Source organism: Vannielia litorea (assembly GCF_019801175.1).
Lineage (GTDB): Bacteria > Pseudomonadota > Alphaproteobacteria > Rhodobacterales > Rhodobacteraceae > Vannielia > Vannielia litorea_B.
Map to the genome: position 1 here is coordinate 528,440 of NZ_JAHVJR010000001.1, position 19,220 is coordinate 547,659.

General features: G+C 67.1%; 15 protein-coding genes and 1 tRNA gene. 6 read left to right on the forward strand and 10 right to left on the reverse strand.

Annotated features, from left to right (window positions below; translation table 11 throughout):
• Positions 1–2 precede the first annotated feature (2 nt).
• A complete protein-coding gene (gene lipB / locus KUV38_RS02630) occupies positions 3–650 on the reverse strand; it encodes a lipoyl(octanoyl) transferase LipB (RefSeq protein WP_222468563.1) in 648 nt (215 codons plus the stop codon).
• A gap of 187 nt (positions 651–837) precedes the next feature.
• On the opposite strand from lipB, the gene KUV38_RS02635 reads away from it, so the two are divergent.
• The 4 genes from KUV38_RS02635 (at position 838) to KUV38_RS02650 (ending at position 7,154) form a co-directional block, all read left to right on the forward strand.
• Positions 838–2,547 (forward strand): peptidoglycan-binding domain-containing protein, encoded by a 1,710-nt coding sequence (locus KUV38_RS02635; protein ID WP_261385133.1) that lies wholly within the window; start codon positions 838–840, stop codon positions 2,545–2,547.
• A gap of 103 nt (positions 2,548–2,650) precedes the next feature.
• Positions 2,651–2,737, forward strand: a tRNA-Leu gene (locus KUV38_RS02640).
• 237 nt (positions 2,738–2,974) lie between these two features.
• Positions 2,975–4,054 carry an efflux RND transporter periplasmic adaptor subunit gene (locus KUV38_RS02645; protein WP_222468565.1) on the forward strand — a complete coding sequence of 360 codons (1,080 nt, stop codon included), beginning with the start codon at positions 2,975–2,977 and terminating at the stop codon, positions 4,052–4,054.
• Positions 4,055–4,058: 4 nt separating this feature from the next.
• On the forward strand, positions 4,059–7,154 hold the full coding sequence (locus KUV38_RS02650; protein WP_222468566.1) for an efflux RND transporter permease subunit: 3,096 nt from the start codon (positions 4,059–4,061) through the stop codon (positions 7,152–7,154).
• Between the two features lie 97 nt (positions 7,155–7,251).
• Here the strand turns inward: KUV38_RS02650 and KUV38_RS02655 are convergent, their stop codons facing one another.
• The 8 genes from KUV38_RS02655 to KUV38_RS02690 all read right to left on the reverse strand — a co-directional run bounded on the left by KUV38_RS02655 (position 7,252) and on the right by KUV38_RS02690 (position 15,497).
• On the reverse strand, positions 7,252–7,800 hold the full coding sequence (locus tag KUV38_RS02655; protein WP_222468567.1) for a fasciclin domain-containing protein: 549 nt from the start codon (positions 7,798–7,800) through the stop codon (positions 7,252–7,254).
• Positions 7,801–7,905: 105 nt separating this feature from the next.
• Positions 7,906–9,135 (reverse strand): NAD(P)/FAD-dependent oxidoreductase, encoded by a 1,230-nt coding sequence (locus tag KUV38_RS02660; RefSeq protein WP_261385134.1) that lies wholly within the window; start codon positions 9,133–9,135, stop codon positions 7,906–7,908.
• Between the two features lie 77 nt (positions 9,136–9,212).
• On the reverse strand, positions 9,213–9,395 hold the full coding sequence (locus tag KUV38_RS02665) for a hypothetical protein (RefSeq protein WP_222468568.1): 183 nt from the start codon (positions 9,393–9,395) through the stop codon (positions 9,213–9,215).
• A gap of 140 nt (positions 9,396–9,535) precedes the next feature.
• On the reverse strand, positions 9,536–10,840 hold the full coding sequence (gene xylA, locus KUV38_RS02670) for a xylose isomerase (protein ID WP_222470935.1): 1,305 nt from the start codon (positions 10,838–10,840) through the stop codon (positions 9,536–9,538).
• Positions 10,837–12,276, reverse strand: a complete 1,440-nt coding sequence (xylB, locus tag KUV38_RS02675; protein WP_222468569.1) for a xylulokinase — start codon at positions 12,274–12,276, stop codon at positions 10,837–10,839. Before xylB ends, xylA begins: the two co-directional genes overlap by 4 nt.
• 1 nt (position 12,277) lies before the next feature.
• Positions 12,278–13,048 carry an ATP-binding cassette domain-containing protein gene (locus tag KUV38_RS02680; RefSeq protein ID WP_222468570.1) on the reverse strand — a complete coding sequence of 257 codons (771 nt, stop codon included), beginning with the start codon at positions 13,046–13,048 and terminating at the stop codon, positions 12,278–12,280.
• On the reverse strand, positions 13,045–14,385 hold the full coding sequence (locus tag KUV38_RS02685; protein ID WP_222468571.1) for a sugar ABC transporter permease: 1,341 nt from the start codon (positions 14,383–14,385) through the stop codon (positions 13,045–13,047). The genes KUV38_RS02680 and KUV38_RS02685 overlap by 4 nt, the downstream gene beginning before the upstream one ends.
• 92 nt (positions 14,386–14,477) lie before the next feature.
• A complete protein-coding gene (locus tag KUV38_RS02690; RefSeq protein WP_222468572.1) occupies positions 14,478–15,497 on the reverse strand; it encodes a substrate-binding domain-containing protein in 1,020 nt (339 codons plus the stop codon).
• A gap of 236 nt (positions 15,498–15,733) precedes the next feature.
• On the opposite strand from KUV38_RS02690, the gene KUV38_RS02695 reads away from it, so the two are divergent.
• Both KUV38_RS02695 and KUV38_RS02700 read left to right on the forward strand, forming a co-directional pair.
• Positions 15,734–17,005, forward strand: coding sequence for an ROK family protein (locus tag KUV38_RS02695; RefSeq protein ID WP_222468573.1), 1,272 nt, complete (start codon positions 15,734–15,736; stop codon positions 17,003–17,005).
• Between the two features lie 41 nt (positions 17,006–17,046).
• Entirely contained in the window at positions 17,047–18,507 is a 1,461-nt protein-coding gene (locus KUV38_RS02700) for a CRTAC1 family protein (protein WP_261385274.1), read from the forward strand.
• 101 nt (positions 18,508–18,608) lie between these two features.
• Here KUV38_RS02700 and KUV38_RS02705 read toward each other — a convergent pair whose 3' ends face one another.
• A complete protein-coding gene (locus tag KUV38_RS02705; RefSeq protein WP_222468575.1) occupies positions 18,609–19,217 on the reverse strand; it encodes a TetR/AcrR family transcriptional regulator in 609 nt (202 codons plus the stop codon).
• Positions 19,218–19,220 lie beyond the last annotated feature (3 nt).

The window sequence follows — 19,220 nt, forward strand, 5'->3', positions numbered from 1 at the left end:
GCTCAGCCGAAGGTGGCGATGAACGCGCGGTGCAGCGCGAGGTCGAGGTCGTCCATCGTGACCGGCAGGCCGAGATCGACCAGGCTGGTGACGCCGTGGCCTTGGATGCCGCAGGGCGTGATGCCGGAGAAATGTTCGAGATCGGGCTCGAGGTTGATCGAGATGCCGTGGAAGCTGACCCAGCGGCGCAGGCGGATGCCGATGGCGGCGATCTTGTCTTCGCGCGGGGAGCCGTCGGGGAGGGGGGGCTTTTCGGGGCGCGGGATCCAGATGCCCACGCGGCCCTCGCGCCGCTCGCCGGTGACGCCGAACTCGGCGAGGGTGGCGATGATCCACGCCTCAAGCTGGTGGACGAAGGCGCGCACGTCGCGGCCGCGCTCGGTGAGGTCGAGCATGACATAGGCCACGCGCTGGCCCGGCCCGTGATAGGTGTATTGCCCGCCGCGCCCGGTGGCGTGGACCGGAAAGCGATTGGGGGCGAGCAGGTCGCCCGCATCGGCAGAGGTGCCGGCGGTGTAAAGCGGTGGGTGCTCCACCAGCCAGACGGCCTCGGAAGCCTCGCCTGCACGGATCGCGGCGACGCGCGTTTCCATCTCGGCCACCGCCGCGTCGTAGCCGGTGAGGCCCTTTGACGTGATCCATTCCACCATGGCGCGGAGCTAGGCGGGAATCCTTGACAGGTCAAGTGACGTGGGGGGAAGGTGGAGGCGAGACAATTGAGGTCGAGTTGAACGAGTCGCCGGGCCGGAATTTTGGCCCTGTTTTGCCGGAAGTCATCGTGGGGTCGAGGGGCCCTAAAAGAGTGGCATTGGCTGTCCTGATTTCACGGGGATGGATATGAAATTTTTGAAGAACCGGCACATTGTGGCCGCATTAACTGCTGCGTCGGTCGCCATGCCGCCAGCGCAAGCCTCCGCAAATGACGCAGCGGCCCTCATCGGTGGGGCCATCATTGGTGCCGCCATCGCCAATGGCTCGAAAAACAAGCGCGTGGTGCGCCGGACGACCGGCGGGACCAAGCGCTACAAGAGCAGCGCGAATTCGGCGGCCCGTCAGGAAAACCGCGAAACGCAGACGGCGCTCAACTATTTCGGCTTCGATGCCGGGGGCGCCGACGGTGTGATGGGGCGGCGCTCGCGCGCGGCGGTCACGGCGTTTCAGGCGCATCTGGGCTACCCGCCGACCGGGCAGCTCACGGTCTATGAGCGCAACTTCCTGATGTCGGCCTACCACCGCGCGCAGGCGGGCGGCCCCGCCGTGGCGCAATTGGCGGCCTCCAACCCGCTGGGCATGCGCGGCGTGCTGCTCACGTGGCGCGACGAGGCCGGGGCCGGGATGCCGGGCGTTCAGAGCGCCGCGGTCTCGCAATGGGGTCTGCCGCCGGTGGTGGCGCAATCGGTGCATGAGATCGCCCGCAGCTCCGACCCGACCGCCGACCAGCTGGTGCAGCGCTCGGGCTTCATCCAGCTGGCCGACATGAACGGCGATGGCCGGACGGACTATATTCTGGATACCTCGGTTTCGGGCTCTGCCTTCTGGTGCAGCGCACAGGCCTGCGCGGTGCGGGTGTTTGCCTCGACGCCTCAGGGCTACGAGCGCAATGACTTTCAGGCCTACAACGTGACGCCAGCGATGTTCAGCTGTCAGCATGGCGTGTGCTCGAAGTCTGGTGAGGCCGGCACCCAGATGGCGGCGGCTCCGGCAACGACCGCCCCGGCGCTCCCGCAGACCCAGACCGCCTCGGCGCAGGTCTCGCTTCAGGCGGCCACACCGGTTGCCCCGGCCCAGCCGGTGGTGCAGGGCGGCGCGCCGGTTGAAGCTGCCGCCGCGACGGGCGGTGCAGCCATGCCGGACTTCTTTGCCGCCGCGCCGATAGCTGCCTCGCTGGAATCGCACTGCAACGAGGTTGGTCTGCAAACCTCCACCAATGGCGGCTACATCACCGCCGCGACGCTGGTTGACGCCGATCAGGCGCTGGGCCAGCAGCTTTGCCTCGCCCGGACCTATGCGATCGCGCAGGGCGAGGAACTGGTGGCCAAGCTCCCGGCTGCCGCGCAATCCAGCGTTGGCGAGCAGTGCGAGGGCTTTGGTGCCCTGCTGAAACCGCATGTTGCGGCGGCCTCGGTCAAATCGGCAGATGCGGTGCTCTCCGATGTTGGGGCCTTCGTGCTGCAGAGCGGCCTACCGCCCGCGCAGATGGAAAAGACATCGGTGGTTTGCCTCGGCGTCGGCTACAAGATGGATGATCTCGACACCGCTCTTGGCTCCGCGCTGGTGCTGGTTGCGCTCGGCAAACAGCCCTACGCCGAGCTGGTCGGCCACCATCTGAGTCAGGGCTACGGCACGCCCGACCGCGATGATCTGGCCGGTGTGTGGTACACCCGCGCCATCGATGCGCTCGAGGGCGGAACGGCGGCGGTGTTCAACCCCGGTCAGCCCGGACGCACCGAGTTGCTGCGCAAGGCGGTGATGCTGAAAGGCGGGCAGGGCGCGGCCCAGCCCGAGGAGTCGGTGACGGTGGTTCCGATCTTCAATATCGCAGACTGAGACGCCCGAAGACCGGGCCCGAAAAAAACCTGTGCGGGGGGATGAATTTCGCTTTTCATCCCCCCGCGCTTTTTGTACACACCGCCGCACCAAGCCAAGATGTGCGGTCGTGGCGGAATTGGTAGACGCGCAGCGTTGAGGTCGCTGTGGGGTAACACCCGTGGAAGTTCGAGTCTTCTCGACCGCACCATTTGCTCCCCGAGGTGGGAGTGATCTTCTCCGAGACAGTCGAATATCCCGGCCAGTTCAGGCCCGTTTCGCGGGCGTCAGGGCTGGTTTTTGCTGTGCCGTAATGCACCGCACTCTGCCCGGATAGCGGGCGAGGGTGCGGTTGTGCGTGGGGGCACAGTGGCTCTGCTGACCTGTTTTTGGAAAAAGTGAACTAAACGGTTTGCTTTTTCGTGGGGAGAGCTTATCTCGGCGCAGATTGACGTCAACTCCGTATCGGAAGCCCTTCTTCGTGTCCTATCTCTCCCGCGCTCTGCCCCTCGTGGCGCTGCTCCTCGCCCTTCCCGTTCATGCCCAGGAGGCCGAAGTGCCTGCCGTGGTGCCCAAGCCGGTGAAGCTGATGACCCTCTCCTCGGAGCCGGTTACGCTGCAGCGGCAGTTCTTTGGTCAGGTCACGGCGCGGCAGACAGTGGATCTGGCGTTTCAAGTCGGCGGGCAGCTTGAGGTGCTCAATGCTGACGAAGGCACCAGCATGGAGGTGGGGGCGCTGATCGCGCAGCTCGATCTGGCGGTCTACGAGCGGGCGGTGGCGCAGGCGAAGGCGAATTTCGACAAAGCGCAGCGCGATGCGGACCGGCTCGCCAGCCTGCGCGGGCAGGCGGTGTCTGACGTGTCGGTGCGCGATGCCCAGACCCAGCTGCAACTGGCGCAGATCGCGCTGGACAATGCGCAGGCCGATCTGGGCGACGCCTCGCTGCGGGCGCCTTTCGATGCGCTGGTCGCGCGGCGGCTGGTGCCAAATTACCAGACCGTTTCTGCCGGCACGCCCGTGGTGCGGTTGCATGACGTGTCGGAGCTGCGAGTCGACATTCAGGTGCCCGAGGTGCTGTTCCGGCAGGCGGGCGCGGGCGACAACGTGGCCTTTGAGGCCGCGCTGCCCGGCGATGCCACCCGCTACCCGATGGAGCTGCGCGAGTTCGAGGCCGAAACCTCGAATGTGGGCCAGACCTTTAACATCACGATGGCCTTCACCGAGAGCCCCGGCGCCTTCGTCTTTCCCGGCGCTTCGGTGACGGTTTATGCCTCGGCGGAGGGCAAGGTGCCCGATGGTATCATCCTGCCCGAGACGGCACTGGTGTTCGACCCGGCGGGCGCGGCGGCGGTGATGGTTTTTGCCGAGGGCACGGTGCGCCAGACCCCGGTGGAGATCGAGCTGCACGAGGACGGGCGGCTCTACATGACGGAGGGGCCGGAGGAGGGCACCCAGATCGTGGTGACCGGGGCCTCGCAGCTCAGCGACGGCCAGCCGGTGCGCCCCTTCACCCGTATCGGGGAGTAGGCCCATGTCTGTTGCGCGCGCCTCCATTGACCGGGCGCTGATCACCTGGATCCTCATGCTGATCTGCCTGCTGGGCGGCATCTGGGGATTTGCCACGATCGGCCGCCTCGAAGACCCCGCCTTCACCATCAAGAACGCGATCATCATCACGCAATATCCCGGTGCCAGCGCCGAGCAGGTGGCGCGGGAGGTGTCGGAGCCGCTGGAATCCGAGATCCAGAAGATGGGCGAGATCGACTTCATCACCTCGTCCAACAAGCCGGGCGTGAGCCGGATCTCGGTGAACATCGAGAGCACCTATGACGGCACAGAGCTGCCCGCGATCTGGACCAAGCTGCGCAACCGCGTGGAGGACGCGCAGCGCAACCTGCCGCCCGAGGCGGCCACGCCGATCGTGAATGACACCTTCGGCGATGTGTTCGGCGTGTTCTATGCGGTCACTGCCCCCGGCTTCACCGATGCCGAGGTGCATGAAATTTCCGAGTTCCTGCGCCGTGAGCTCTTGGCGGTGGAGGGCGTGGCCGATGTCGCGGTGGCCGGGTTGCCGGCCGAGGCGGTCTATGTCGATGCACGCACTTCGATCATCACCAACCTCGGCATCAGCGCCGAGGCGATTGCCGGTGCCCTCTCGAACACCGACAGCCGCACGCCTGCGGGATCGGTCACCCAGAACGGGCAGGACATTCGCATTCAGGCGCCCGAGGGCTCAGACACGGTCGATGAAATCGCTAACCTCACCATTGGCGTGGGCGGCGATGTGATCGACCTGCTGGACCTTGCCACGGTGGAGCGCGCGCGGGTGACCGACCCGACGGAGATCATCCGCTTTCAGGGCGAGGAGGCCTTTACGCTGGGCGTCGCCGGCAAGGCGGACCTGAACATCGTGGAGGTCGGCAAGCGGGTGGATGTGCGCCTTGCGGAGATCATGCGCGATGTGCCCGCGGGGGTGGAGTTGCACCCGGTCTACCAGCAGCATGTGGTGGTCGATGAAGCCTCCAACGCCTTTCTGGTGAACCTCGCCATGTCGGTCGCGATCGTGGTGATCGTGCTGGCGCTCTTCATGGGCTGGCGGGCGGCGGTTGTAGTGGGCGCCACGCTGCTGCTGACGGTCGTGGGCACCATCTTCCTCATGGCGATCTTCGGGATCGAGATGGAGCGGATTTCGCTCGGCGCCCTCATCATCGCGATGGGGATGCTGGTCGATAACGCCATCGTGGTGGCCGAGGGGATGCAGGGCGACATGGCGCAGGGCAAATCGGCCCGCGATGCCGCTGAAGACGTGGCGAGCAAGACGCAAACGCCGCTTCTGGGGGCGACTGTGATCGGGATCATGGCCTTTGCCGGGATCGGCCTGTCACCCGACGCCACCGGCGAGTTCCTGTTTTCGCTCTTTGCTGTCATCGGCATCTCGCTGCTGCTGTCGTGGGTGCTGGCAATCACCGCCACGCCGCTCTTGGCGCATTACTTCTTCAAGGTGGGTTCGGGCGAAGGCACCGACCAATACGGCGGCCCGCTGTTCCGCGCCTATCGGTCGGTGCTGAGCGCCGCGCTCACCCTGCGCCACCTCGTCATTCTGGCGCTGATCGGGATCACGGTGCTCTGTTTCATCGGCTTCGGGCAGGTGAAGCAGCAGTTCTTCCCCGACAGCAACACGCCGATCTTCTACGTGCATTACAAGTTGCCGCAGGGCTCGAGCATCCATCAGGTCTCCGAAGACATGGGCGTGCTCGAAGAGTGGCTGCTGGAGCGGGATGACGTGACCTCGGTGGCCACCTTCATCGGCGGCGGGGCGACGCGCTTCATGCTGACCTACGCACCGGAAGAGGCGCTGCCGACCTATGGTCACCTGATCATCCGCACCGAGAGCCTTGAGCAGATCCCGCCGCTGCGCGCCGATCTGGAGGCCTTCGGGCGCGGCACGTTGACGGCGGGCGAGTTCCGCACCGAGCGGCTGGCCTTCGGCCCCGGCGGCGGCGCGCCGATTGCCGCGCGCTTCTCCGGGCCGGACCCGGTGGTGCTGCGCGATCTCGCCGAGCAGGCCGAGGCCGCGCTCAGGGGCGCATCGGACCAGCTGATGGACCTGCGCACCGACTGGCGCGAGCGTGAGCTGGTGATCGTGCCGGACTTTGCCGACGAGCGGGCCAAGGCGGCCGGTGTCTCGCGCGAGGATCTGGCGCAGTCGCTTCAGGTCGGCACCGATGGCAGCCAGGTGGGCTACTACCGGGAGGGCGACCGGCTGATCCCGATCATCATGCGCTCCGACAGTGCGCAGGGCGAGGGCGCGGCGCATCTGGTGGACCTGCCTGTCTATTCCGAGGCGGCGGGGGCCTATATTCCGGTCGCGCAGATCACCGATGGCTTCCACTGGGAGGCGCAGAACACCTTCGTCGTGCGCCGCGACCGTGTGCCGACGATCACCGTGCTCGCGGGCGTGCCTGCCGGGGTGAATGCCTCGGGCGTGTTCAACGAAATCCGCGGCGTGATCGAGGAGATCCCGCTGCCGGAGGGCTACGTGCTCGAATGGGGCGGTGAATATGAGAACTCCACCGAGGCGCAGGCGAGCCTTGGCAAGCAATTGCCGCTCTCGCTGATCATCATGGTGCTGATCTCGGTGCTGCTGTTCGGCAAGATCCGCCAGCCGGTGATCATCTGGCTGCTGGTGCCGATGAGCGTGAACGGCGTGGCGATCGGGCTGCTCGGCACCGGCCTGCCGTTCTCCTTTACCGCGCTGCTCGGCCTGCTCTCGCTCTCTGGCATGCTGATCAAGAACGGGATCGTGCTGGTCGAGGAGATCGACCTCGTGCGAGCCGAGGGCGTGCCCTTCCGCAAGGCGGTGCTGGATGCCTCGACCTCCCGTCTGCGGCCCGTTGTGCTGGCGGCGGCGACGACCATACTCGGGATGATCCCGCTGCTCTCGGATGCCTTCTTTGCCTCGATGGCGGTGACGATCATGGGCGGCCTCGGCTTTGCCTCGATCCTGACCCTCGTGGCGGCGCCGGTGTTCTACTACAGCTTCTTCCCCCGTGCGCGGCGGGAAGATGCGAAGCAGCGCAAGGCAGAGCGGAAGGCCGCCAAGGAGGCCAAGGCCGCAGCGGCCTGAGGCCTGCGCTTGGCGGGGCGGGTCAGCCGCCCCGTTCCGTGCCCACAAAGAAGCCCGCCGCGAAGAGCGGCGGGCTTCTGTGTTTCTGGCGCGCGGCTTACTGCTTGGGCAGCATCACGCGGTCGATCACGTGGATCACGCCGTTGGACTGCTCCACATCGGCCACGGTGACGGTGGCCATGCGGCCGTTCTCGTCGGTCAGGGTGATCTTGCCGCCGGTCATCTTGGCTTGCAGCGTGCAGCCACCCAGCGTGGGCACTGGGTGCATTCCGCCGTCATCGGCGATCATCCCGGCGATGGCGGTGGACATCGCCTTGGCACCGACCACGTGGCAGGTGAGGATCTCGGTCAGCTGCTTCTTGGCACCGGGCTGCATCAGCGCGTTCAGCGACTCCGGCGTGACCATCGCAAAGGCGGCATCGGTCGGGGCGAAGACGGTGAAGGGGCCCTCGGAGGCCAGCGTATCGACAAGGCCGGCCTGCTTGACAGCGGCAACAAGCGTAGTGTGGATCGGCGAGTTCACGGCGTTCTCGACGATGTTGCGCTCGACCAGCATGGGCGCGCCGCCGACAGTGGGGTTGGCGGCCATGGCGGCGCCGGTGGTGAGGGCGGCGGCGGTGGCGGCGAGGGTCAGTGTGCGAAGCATGTGATGTCCTTCCTGTTGGTGTCTGGGCGGGATGCCCTTGAGGAGAGACACGGGGGGCGGACGCGCAAAGTTTCACCGCCGGGCACAAAAAACCGGCGGGGCCGCTCAGATCACCGCGGTTTCGAGCTGCCGTGCGGCGGCTGCGATGCGGGCGTAGCCCATCGGCGCGAGGTCGAGCGAGGTGTAGCGCCCGTGGGTGATCAGCTCGGCCAGCCCGCGCCCGACAGCGGGGGCCTGTTGCAGCCCGTGGCCGGAGAAGCCGTTGGCGAAGTGGAAGTTTTCCACCTCCTCCGAGGGGCCGACCACCAAGTTATGGTCGAGCGTGTTCATCGCATAATGCCCGGCCCAATAGTTGACGACCTTTAGCGCCTCGAAGGCGGTGGAGCGAGCGGCCAGGGCGGGCCAGATGATGTCTTCGAAATCCTGATGGCGCGGCTCGAAGTCATCGAAATCCGCCGCCGTGTCGACGGGCGGGGCGCAGCCGGTCAGAAAGTAGCGGCCCTCGGGGCGCACGTAGATGCCGGAGGGGTCGATCATCAGCGGCAGGCGGCCCGCGTTGACCGTGGCGCTGCCCTCGGGGCTTTGGGCGCAGTCGAAGACGAAGCTGGTGCGCTTGCGCGGCTCGACCGGTATGTGCAGCCCGGCCATGCGGGCGGTGAGTGCGGCGCGAGGGCCGGAGGCGTTGACGACATGGCCGGCCGCGATGGTCTCGCCGCTGGCGAGGGTAACATGGGTGATGCGGTGGCCGCTGCGGGTGAGGGCGGTGACCTCGCCGGTCAGCAACTCGGCCCCATGATCACGCGCGCGGGCGCGGTAGCCCTGCATCATCATCGCCGAGTCGAACCAGCCCTCGCCGGAGTGGCCATAGGATGCGAGGCGGATGTCGGTGGTGTGCAGATGCGGGAAGGCGGCGCCAAGCTCCTCCGGCGACCAGAGCGACACATCGGCCCCCGCCGCCCGCTGCACCGCGTGGTTGGCCCGCAGCTCGGCCTCCTGCGCGGGGGTTTCGGCCAGAAACAGGTAGCCGCCCGGGTGGTAGCCGAGGCTGGGCTTGTCTGCGCCGCTGCCCATCATCTCCGGCCAGTCGGCGATCACCTGCCCGGCGTGGAGCGACATAGCCACGTTGGTTGCGTGAGAGAACTGCACCCGGATCGAGGACGAGGAGAGCGCGGTGGAGGAGGTCTTGAAGCTCGGGTCCCGCTCGATCACCAGAACGGTGCCGGTGAAGTCCGGCGAGGTGGCGAGGTGCCATGCGACCGAGGCCCCGATCACCGCGCCGCCGATGATGACGACATCGTAGCTGGAGCGGGCAGGGCGTTGGGTCATCGTGGTCATCCGGGCAGGGGGTTGCCCGGAGACATTGAGCGAAATGCGCGCAGTGGCAAGAGGCTTTGCGCCTCCGGCGCTATGCGTCAGGCCGTGTGGCCCCGCTCGATCCGGGCATATTGCGCCGGGCGGGCCTCGCCGTGCGCGGTGGGGCGACGCAGGGCGGCCTTGGTGGCCGGGTGCGCGCCTTCGGTGTCCTGGCGCTTGGCGGCTTCGGTCATGTGCTTGAGGCTGGTGTCGGGAGCTTGATCGGGGGTCTTGTCGGTCATCGCAGGGTCCTCCTTGGAGTCTCAAGGTAGGGCCGGATCGGACCTATTGCAAGGGCGCGGCTCATCCGCCCATTGAGGCGTGTTCGCCCCGGTGAGGACCGGGGCGAAGAGACCGTAAGGCCGTTGAGAGGCCGGGCCGGTCAGGCGACGAAGCGGCTGACGAGGTTTTCCAGCTTCTCCTGCTTGCCGGAGCGCGGCTTGGGGTTGATGCCCTCTTTCGCCACACGCTCTGCAATGGCGGCGAGGTCGCTGGAGAGCATCGCCTTGTTGGACGGGTCGTTCCAATCGGCATAGCGGGAGTCGAGGGCGGCCTGCAGCGAGCCTTCCTCGATCATCGCGTGGGCCTTCTTCAGACCAAGGGCGCAGATGTCCATGCCGCCGATGTGGGCGGCCACGAGGTCTTCGGGGTCCAGCGACTGGCGGCGGAGCTTGGCGTCGAAGTTGGTGCCGCCGGTGGTGAAGCCGCCTGCCTTGAGGATCTCATAGTAGGCCAGCGTGGTCTCGCGGAGCGACACCGGGAACTGGTCGGTGTCCCAGCCGGACTGATAGTCATTCCGGTTCATGTCGATGGAGCCGAGGATGCCGAGGCTCGCGGCGAGCGCCAGCTCATGCTCGAAGCTGTGCCCGGCGAGGATGGCGTGGCCTTGCTCGATGTTGACCTTCACTTCGCCTTCGAGGCCGAAGTCCTTGAGGAAGCCGTAAACCGTGGCCACGTCATAATCATACTGGTGCTTGGTCGGCTCCTGCGGCTTGGGCTCGATCAGGATAGTGCCTTTGAAGCCCTGTTTCCTGGCGTAATCCACCACCATGCAGAGCATCCGCCCGGCCTGTTCGCGCTCGCGCTTGAGGTCGGTGTTTAGCAGGGTCTCGTAGCCTTCGCGGCCGCCCCAGAGCACGTAGTTCTCGCCGCCGAGCATGGCGGTGGCATCGATGCAGGTTTTCAGCGTGGCGGCGGAGAAGGCAAACACGTCCGGGTCGGGGTTGGTGGCCGCGCCCGACATGAAGCGGCGGTGCGAGAAGAGGTTGGCGGTGCCCCAGAGCAGCTTTGTCTTCGCGCTCTCCATCTTGGTGCCGATGTAATCGACCATCTCTTCGAGGTTCGCCGTGTTCTCGGCAAAGCCCGCGCCCTCGGGCCGGATATCGACATCGTGGAAGCAGAAGTAGGGCTGGCCGAGGATGGCGAAGAGATCAAAGGCCGCGTCGGCCTTGGCCTTGGCCTTGTCCATCTCGGAGCCGAACCACGGGCGGTCGAAGGTGCGCCCGCCGAAGGGGTCGCCGCCCTCCCAGGCGAAGCTGTGCCACCATGCGACGGCGAAGCGCAGGTGCTCTTCGAGGGTCTTGTCGCCCAGCATTTCGGTCGGGTCGTAGTGGCGGAAGGCGAGCGGGTTGAGGCTTTCGGGGCCTTCGTATTTTGCGGCTTCGATACCGGCGAAGTAGGACATCAGCTCAGGCCTTTCAGGGCTTTGTAGGTTTTCTGGTAGCGGGTGTGCGCCTCGGCGAAGGCGTCTTGCAGCGCCGTTTCGGGCTGGATCACGCGGGCGATCTCGGGGCGCTTGGCCACCTCCGGCCCGGCGCCGGTGGCGGCCATGAGGGCGAGGCGGGCGGCGCCGTAGGCCCCGCCGAAGTCGCCTGCGACCGGGATCTCGACCGGCACGCCGAGCGATGTGGCGATGGCCGAGAGCCAGTAGTCGGAGCGGGAGCCGCCGCCGACGGCGAGGATGCTGTCGTAATGCGTGCCGGTGGCGGCGAGGGCATCGTGGCAATCGCGGATGGCGTGGGTGACGCCTTCGAGCACGGCGCGGGTGCCGGCATCCAGATCGGTCACATGCTCGATGCCGGTGAGCGAGCCGCGGATCTGCGCGTCATTATGCGGGGTCCGCTCGCCGCCGAGGTAGGGCAGGAAGAGCGCGCGGCCGGGGGCCTTGAGAGGGCCAAGCTCGGAGGTGAGCTGCGCGGCGGGCGAGCCTGTGAGGCGGGCGTACCATTCGAGCGCGTCGGTGGCGGCGAGGATCACGCCCATCTGGTGCCAGATGCCGGGCAGGGAGTGGCAGAAGGTATGCACAGAGGTTTCAGGCGCGGGCGCGTAGCTTTCGGTCGCGGCCAGCAGCACGCCGGAGGTGCCGAGGCTGACGAAGGCTTGGCCCTTGCCGACCACGCCAACGCCGACCGCCGAACAGGCATTGTCGCCACCGCCGCCCGCCACCACAACGCCGGAGCCCATGCCCCAGCGGGTGGCCAACTCGGCGCGGAGGGTGCCGGAGGGGGCGGAGCCTTCGACGAGGCCGGGCATCTGGGCGCGGGTGAGGCCGGAGGCCTCCAGCAAGGCGTCGGACCAGTCGCGGGCGCCGGTATCGAGCCAGCTTGTGCCGGAGGCGTCGGACATTTCCGAAACCGCCTCGCCGGTGAGCCAGTAGCGCAGGTAGTCTTTGGGCAGGAAGACGCGGGCGATGCGCTCACGCAGGACAGGCTCGTGGGCGGCCATCCAGTGGATCTTGGGCGCGGTGAAGCCGGGGAAGACAATGTTGCCGGAGATCGCGCGGAAGCTCGTGTCGGCATCGAGCGCTGCGGACTCATGGGCGGAGCGCGTGTCGTTCCAAAGGATCGCGGGGCGCAGCACCTCGTCGGCGGCATCGACGCAGACCGCGCCATGCATCTGCCCGGAGAGGCCGATGCCTTGCACCTTCGCCAGCGAATGGCGGGAAGCCAGCGTATCCAGCGCCTTCTCGGTGGCCGAGAGCCAGTCTGCCGGAGATTGCTCTGACCAGCCGGGGTGGGGGCGCTGCACCGTGAGCGGGGCGTGCGCCTCGCCCACCACGTTTTGCGCATCATCAATGAGCACGGCCTTGAGGCCGGATGTGCCGAGATCGAGCCCGAGGAACATGTTACGCAGGCTCCTCTACACCCTCGCGGAGGGGGTTCTTGCCGAGGATGATCATCGAAAGGATGTCATCTTCGGTCACGTCCTCGACCCGCTCGGTGCCGACGACCTTGCCGTTCTTCATCACCGAGACGCGGTCGCAGAGGTCCATCATCTCGCGGGTGTCGTGGCTGATGAGGAAGATGCCGAGGCCCTGCTTCTTCAGCTCTTGGATCAGGTCGGCGACCATCTGGGTTTCATGCACGCCAAGCGCCGCCGTCGGCTCGTCCATGATCAGGATGCGGGCCTTGAAATAGACCGCGCGGGCGATGGCGACCGATTGGCGCTGACCGCCGGAAAGCGCGGAGACCGGCTCCTTGTGCTTTTTGAAGTTGGGGTTGAGCCGCGCCATGATCTTGCGGGTCTCGGCCTCCTGCTGGGCGTCATCGACAAAGCCCAGCGGCGTGGTCAGCTCGCGGCCGAGAAAAAGGTTGGCGGCGGCGTCGAGATTGTCGGCCAGTGCGAGGGTCTGGTAGATCGTCTCGATGTTGTAGCGCCGGGCATCGCGGGGGCTTTCGATCGTGGCCTTCTCGCCGTTGATCCGGATTTCGCCGCTATCCATCTGGTAGGCGCCGGAGAGGATCTTGATGAGCGTCGACTTGCCCGCGCCGTTGTGGCCGAGCAGGCCGACCACTTCGCCGGGGTACAGGTTGATACTCACGTGATCCACGGCATGGATGCCGCCGAAGGAGATGCAGATATCCTTCATCTCAACGAGGGGTGTCTGGTCGGTCATTTGGATTTCCCCCGGTAGAGGATGTCGAGGAAGACGGCGAGCACGAGCACCGAGCCGACGACGACCTGCTGGATCGCGGCGTCGAAGCCGATGAGCACCATGCCGGTCTGGAGCGACTGCATGACGAGCGCGCCGAGGATGGCACCGTAGATGGTGCCAACGCCGCCCGCGAGCGATGTGCCGCCGATCACCGCGGAGGCGATGACGTAGAGTTCGTCGAGCGTGCCCAGCGAGTTGGTAGCGGAGTTGAGACGGGCGGAGGCGACGACGGCGGAGAGGCCAGCAAGGCCGCCCATGATCGAGAAGATCTTCACCGTCATCAGGCGGGAGTTGATGCCCGCGAGTTCTGCCGCCTCGGGGTTGCCGCCGATGGCGTAGACGTAGCGGCCAAAGCGGGTCATCGTCATCAGGATGGTCATGGCTATGGCGACGGCCAGCAGGATCAGCACCGGAATGGCAAAGCCGTGGCTGATGAAGAGGCCGCCATCGGGCACGGTGATGCCCTCGGCCTCGGCGTAGCGGCGGACGATCCCGCGCGGCCAGGGGTAGGCGTTGACCAGCAGCACCGCGCCGATGACGAGGCCGCAGCCGAGCAGGCCGAGGAACCATTCGGCCCAGATCGGGCGCAGCGGAAAGTGGAACTTGCGGCGCTGGCGGCGGCCCCAGAGCAGCAGGCCGACGATCGCGGCGCAGGCGACGAGGCCGACGATCCAGCTGCCGGTGGCCCCTATGGAGCCATAGGGCCCGCCGCCCAGCAGGGCGAAGGTGCTGTCGACCGGCGAAATGGTTTCACCGCGCGCCACAAGGAAGGCCGCGCCGCGCCACACCAGCAGGCCGCCGAGGGTGACGATGAAGGCCGGGATCTTGCCGTAGGCGATGAGGAAACCGTGGAAGCTGCCGATCACCGCGCCGAGGGCGATGCCGCAGAGCGCGGCGATGACCCAGATCATCGGGTGGCCGAGGCCGAGCCATGCGGGCAGCACATCCACTTGGATCACGCCCATCGAGATGGCGCAGAAGCCGAGGATCGAGCCGACCGAAAGGTCGATGTGGCGGGTGATGATGACCAGCACCATGCCGCAGGCCATGATGCCGATGGAGGAGGTCTGGACCGACAGGTTCCAGAGGTTGCGGGGGGTGAGGAAGGCGCCGAAGCCGTTGACCAGCGCGCCGTAGAGGTGGAAGCCCACCCAGATCAGCGCCAGTGCGCCGACCATGCCCAGCAGGCGGGTATCAAGCTCGGTGGCATCGAGAAAGCCACGGAGGCCACGGGTGGTGTGGTGCGGCTGGTTGGCCGGGTCGATCTCGGCCGGAATGTCGGTGGTGTCGCTGCTCATGCCTTCCTCCCCAAAAAGGCGGTGCCCGCGTGGGGCAGGGGTGCCCCGGCGCCGCGAGGGGTGCCGGGGCGGTTGTTGTTACGTGGCGGGCCTTAGCAGCCGTTCACGCCGTCCATCGCACCTTCGCAGGCCTGCTCCTTGGAGATGTGGCCCGCGTCGATGGCCTCACCGATGTTGGCCTTGGTGATCGGGGTGGGGGCGAGGAAGATGGCGTTCATCTCGACGCCCTTCTCACCGCCGGACCACTTTTCGGACCCGTCGACATCGGCCATCGCGGTGCCACCGGCCAGAGCCACGGCGATCTCGCCGGCGGCCTTGCCGAGCTGGCGGCTGTCCTTCCAGACCGAGACGGTCTGGGTGCCGCGGGCGACGCGGTTGATGGCGGCGAGGTCGCCATCCTGACCGCCGACCGGGATACCGTCGAGGCCCTGAGCGGCCAGAGCGGCGATCACGCCACCGGCCATGCCGTCATTCTCGGCCAGCACGGCCTGAATGTCGTTGCCGGTGGAGGTGAGGCACTGCTCCATGTTCTTCTGGGCGTTGTCGGGCTTCCAGCCGTCGGTGAAGGTTTCGCAGGCGATGGTGAGCTTGCCGCTCTCCACGTCGGCTCCGATCACTTCCATCATGCCTTCGAGCAGGAAGAGCGCGTTGGGGTCTCCCTTGTCGCCCTTGATGATAGCGATGTTGCCCTCGGGCTGAGCGGCGGTCACCTCTTGCGCGATGATCGAGCCAACGCCCTTGTTGTCGAAGGTGATGTAGAAGGTGCGGTCATCTTCGATCAGGCGGTCGTAGCCGATGACCGGAATGCCCTCGGCGTCTGCGGCGTCGATCGCCGGGCCGATGGCGTCCTTGTCCATCGCGAGGATGATGAGCGCATCGGCGCCCTGGGTGATGAGCGATTCCACATCCGTCAGCTGCTTGGCGGCAGAGGCCTGCGCGTCGGCGGAGATGTAGGTGGCACCGGCGGCTTCGAGCGCGGCCTTGATGGCGGCTTCGTCGGTCTTCCAGCGTTCTTCCTGGAAGTTCGACCAGGAGACGCCCACGGTCTGGGCGAAAGCGGGTGCGGCAATGGCGGCCGACGCCATGGCGGCGGCGATGAGGGTCTTCTTCATGATGTCCTCCCAAGGGTCCAGCCCGGCCAGCCCGGAGGCATGGCAAGGCACCCGACTCTTTCGTCCGGGCAGGGCAAGAGTGGCGATCTTTAGTTTTGTTGTCAAAATAATTATTTCGGCGAAAACGGTGCTTCACACGGTAACTACTTGATTTGTGATTAACTCCTTGCGCGGTGCGCCATGAATGTGGCTAGATCACAGGCAGGGAGAGAAGATTAACTTGATAATGTAAAGCAATGCAGCTCGATCTGACACATCAAGGCGTGGAGGAGGGGGCCGAGCTCGCAGGATGCGGGCCGGTTTACTTTGGCGCGCCGCCCGAAAGTGCTGCTCCGCTCAGGCAGCTGGCCTACGAGCGGATCCGCAGCGCCGGGCAGATCCCGCGGGTCGAGCTGGCCCGTGCGCTCGATGTCAGCCCGGCCACGGTGACGGCGGTGGTCTCGGAGTTGATCGGCGCGGAGCTGGTCGAAGAGGTCGAGGGCACCGCGCGGCCCGGCGCAAGGGGCCGCCCGCCGGTGGCGCTGCGGGTGCGCGGCGGGGCGGGCTACGTGGTGGGCGTGAAGATCGCCGAGTTCAAGCACACCGCCGTGCTGACCGACATGGCCGGCACCACGCTGGCCTCGGCCACGCTCTCCCGGCCCTCGCAGGCCCGCTCGCTGAAGGCGGTGCTGGCCGAGACCGGCGAGCTTGTGCGCGAGGTCACCCGGCGGGCCGACGTCTCCGAGCGCGAGGTGATCGCGCTGGGCGCGGGGCTGCCCGGCCTGATCGACCACCCGGAGGGCCGTGTGCTCTGGTCTTCGGTGCTGGAAGGCGAGGGCGTGCCGCTGGCCGAAAAGCTGACCGAGGCGCTGGGCATCCCGGCCTTCATCGACAATGACACCAATCTGCTCACCCTCGCCGAACTCTGGTTCGGTCGCGGTCGGATGGCGCGCGACTTTGCCGTGGTCTCCATCGAGCAGGGCGTCGGCATGGGATTGGTGCTGGGGCAAGGGCTTTACCGCGGCGCCCATTCGCTGGCGCTGGAACTGGGCCACACCAAGGTGCAGCTCGACGGCGCGCTCTGCCGTTGCGGCCAGCGCGGCTGCCTCGAAGCCTATACCTCCGACTATGCCCTCGTGCGCGAGGCCCATACCGCCCTGGAGCTCGACAGCCGGTTGCAGCTTTCGCCCCAGATGGTGCTGGAAAGCCTGCATGACCGGGCCAAGGCGGGCAACGAGGGCGCGCGCAGCATCTTCCGCCGTGCGGGCCGCTACATGGCTGCCGGTCTGGCCAATGTGATCAACCTCTTCGATCCCTCGCTGATCATCCTCTCGGGCGAGCGGATGCAGTATCAATATCTCTACGCCGAAGAGGTGATGCGCGAGATGCAGGGGCTGATCGTGGGCCGGGGCCGAAAGGCGCCCGATGTGGCGGTGAACGCATGGGGCGATCTGGTCTGGGCGCGGGGCGCGGCGGCGCTGGCGCTCGAGGTCGCCGCAGGCAAGCTGGCGGGGCGGGCCACGGCGTGATCCGGCATGCTCTCGTGGCGGCGCTGGCCGCCGGCCCGGCCATGGCCGAGCCGCGGTTCACGCCGGTGGAGCTCCCGGTGGACCATTTCTACGAGGGCGGTTGGGAGCATTTCGTTGGCGGCGGCGTGGCGGTGTTCGACTGCTCTGGCGACGGGCTGCCCGAGATTGTGGCAGCGGGGGGCGGTTCCCCGGCGCGGCTTTTCCTGAACGGCGGCGGCATGGGTTTCACGCTCGGCACTCTCCCCGAGATCACCGGCGTCACCGGCGCCTTTCCGATTGATATCGACAGCGACGGGCTGACCGACATCGTGCTCACCCGCGTGGGCGAAAACCGCATCCTGCGCGGCACGGGCGATTGTGGCTTCGCCTCGGCCGATTGGGGATTTGACGGCGGCGACCGCTGGAGCACCGCGTTTTCGGCCACATGGGAGGCGGGCGAAAGCTGGCCCACGCTGGCCTTCGGCAATTACGTCGATCGGGATGATCCGGAGGGCCCCTTCGAGGCCTGCGACGTGAACCACCTCTACCGCCCCGAGGGCGAGGGCTATGGCGAAGTCACCGTGCTGGAGCCGGGCTTCTGCGCGCTCTCCATCCTGTTTTCCGACTGGGCTCGCCGCGGCGCGCAGGATCTGCGCATCTCCAACGACCGGCATTACTACGTGTCGGGCGGCACCGAGCAGATGTGGCGCTTCGACCCAGCGCCGCGCCTGCTGGCCGAGGCGGAGGGGTTCGAGCCGGTATCGATCTGGGGCATGGGTATCGCCAGCCGCGACCTCACCGGCGATGGCCGCCCCGAGGTGATGCTCACCTCGATGGGCGATCAGGTGTTGATGGAGTGGGATGGCACGGGCTACGTGCGCGCGCCCTACGAGACCGGCACCACCGCCGCGCGCCCGCACACGGGGCAGGATGGCCGCCCGAGCACCGGCTGGCACGCCGAATTCGGCGATGTCGACAATGACGGGTTCACCGATCTGTTCATGACTAAGGGCAACGTTGATCAGATGCCGGGCATGGCGATGGATGACCCCAACAACCTGCTGATGCAGGGCGCGGATGGCCGGTTTCGCGAGGTCGCGGCAGAGGCCGGCGTCGCCTCGCCGCACCGCTCGCGGGGCGGGGCGCTGGCCGATCTCGACGGCGACGGGCGGCTCGACATCGTGGTCATCAACCGCCGCGCGCCGATGGAGCTGTGGCGCAACGTGACCGAAGGCACCGGCAACTGGCTGGCGATCGACCCGGTGCAGGCCGGGGCCAACCGCAACGCCGTGGGCGCATGGGTCGAGCTGCGGGCGGGCGACGGGACCGAGGCGCAGGAGCGCACCCTCGGCGGCGGCCACGCGGGCGCGCAACTGATGCCGCTCCACTTCGGGCTGGGGGCGGCGGAGGACGGTGAAGCGCGGGTGATCTGGCCGGACGGCACCATCGGCCCTTGGGTGAAACTCTATGCGGGCCACCACTATCGTGTCATCTATCCCGGCAAAGACTGGCAGGCCCAGTAGGCTGCGCCCTGTTCATTTTTTTGCCGCAAATATCTCCGGGGGTGTGGGGGGCTGGCCCCCCACTGAAAGCCACAGTGTGGGGGTGCAAAACCCCCACCGCGCTACGGCGCCACCTGCACCCCGGCGAGCCCGTCCAGCGCCAGCCCGGCCACCATCGCGGCATAATCATCGCGCTCTTTCGGCGTTGCCCGGGGCTGCCACATGTGGAACCAGTTCAGCATCCCGAAGACCGACATGGTGACATCGCGCATCCGCGCCTTGCTGGCCGCCAGCTCGGGCGGGGCCAGTGCTGCCAGCGCCGCGGAGACCCGGCGCACCATGTCGCGTTGGTAGTCCTTCAGCACGGCCTGGCTCTCCTCCGGAAGGGTCGCCAGCGCATTCATCTGCAGTTGGTGCTTGTGGTCGGCGCCCTCGTAATCGCGCAGGATCACCCGGAGCATAGCGACCAGCCGGGGCCGGGCCTCCGCCTCCTCTGCCTCCACCGCGCGGATACGGTCGCGCAGGCGTTTCAGGTGCACGTCGAGGATGCCAAAAAGCAGCGCCTCCTTGCTCTCGTAATAGTGGTAGATCAGCGCCTTGGAGATGCCGCAGGCCCGCGCGACCTCGGCCATCGAGGCGCGGTCATAGCCGCTTGTCGCAAAGACACGGGCGGCGGTGAGCAGAATGTGCTCACGCTTTTCCTCGTGGTCTGCGGCGATGGGGCGAGCCATGGC

Excerpts from the sequence above, each read along its gene's own strand:
- KUV38_RS02635 (WP_261385133.1), top strand. The coding sequence starts at position 838 with ATGAAATTTTTGAAGAACCGGCACATTGTGGCCGCATTAACTGCTGCG.
- KUV38_RS02665 (WP_222468568.1), bottom strand. The coding sequence starts at position 9,395 with ATGACCGACAAGACCCCCGATCAAGCTCCCGACACCAGCCTCAAGCAC.
- KUV38_RS02650 (WP_222468566.1), top strand. The coding sequence starts at position 4,059 with ATGTCTGTTGCGCGCGCCTCCATTGACCGGGCGCTGATCACCTGGATC.
- KUV38_RS02690 (WP_222468572.1), bottom strand. The coding sequence starts at position 15,497 with ATGAAGAAGACCCTCATCGCCGCCGCCATGGCGTCGGCCGCCATTGCC.
- KUV38_RS02660 (WP_261385134.1), bottom strand. The coding sequence starts at position 9,135 with ATGACCACGATGACCCAACGCCCTGCCCGCTCCAGCTACGATGTCGTC.
- lipB (WP_222468563.1), bottom strand. The coding sequence starts at position 650 with ATGGTGGAATGGATCACGTCAAAGGGCCTCACCGGCTACGACGCGGCG.
- xylB (WP_222468569.1), bottom strand. The coding sequence starts at position 12,276 with ATGTTCCTCGGGCTCGATCTCGGCACATCCGGCCTCAAGGCCGTGCTC.
- KUV38_RS02685 (WP_222468571.1), bottom strand. The coding sequence starts at position 14,385 with ATGAGCAGCGACACCACCGACATTCCGGCCGAGATCGACCCGGCCAAC.
- KUV38_RS02705 (WP_222468575.1), bottom strand. The coding sequence starts at position 19,217 with ATGGCTCGCCCCATCGCCGCAGACCACGAGGAAAAGCGTGAGCACATT.
- KUV38_RS02700 (WP_261385274.1), top strand. The coding sequence starts at position 17,047 with ATGGCCGAGCCGCGGTTCACGCCGGTGGAGCTCCCGGTGGACCATTTC.
- KUV38_RS02655 (WP_222468567.1), bottom strand. The coding sequence starts at position 7,800 with ATGCTTCGCACACTGACCCTCGCCGCCACCGCCGCCGCCCTCACCACC.
- KUV38_RS02695 (WP_222468573.1), top strand. The coding sequence starts at position 15,734 with ATGCAGCTCGATCTGACACATCAAGGCGTGGAGGAGGGGGCCGAGCTC.
- KUV38_RS02680 (WP_222468570.1), bottom strand. The coding sequence starts at position 13,048 with ATGACCGACCAGACACCCCTCGTTGAGATGAAGGATATCTGCATCTCC.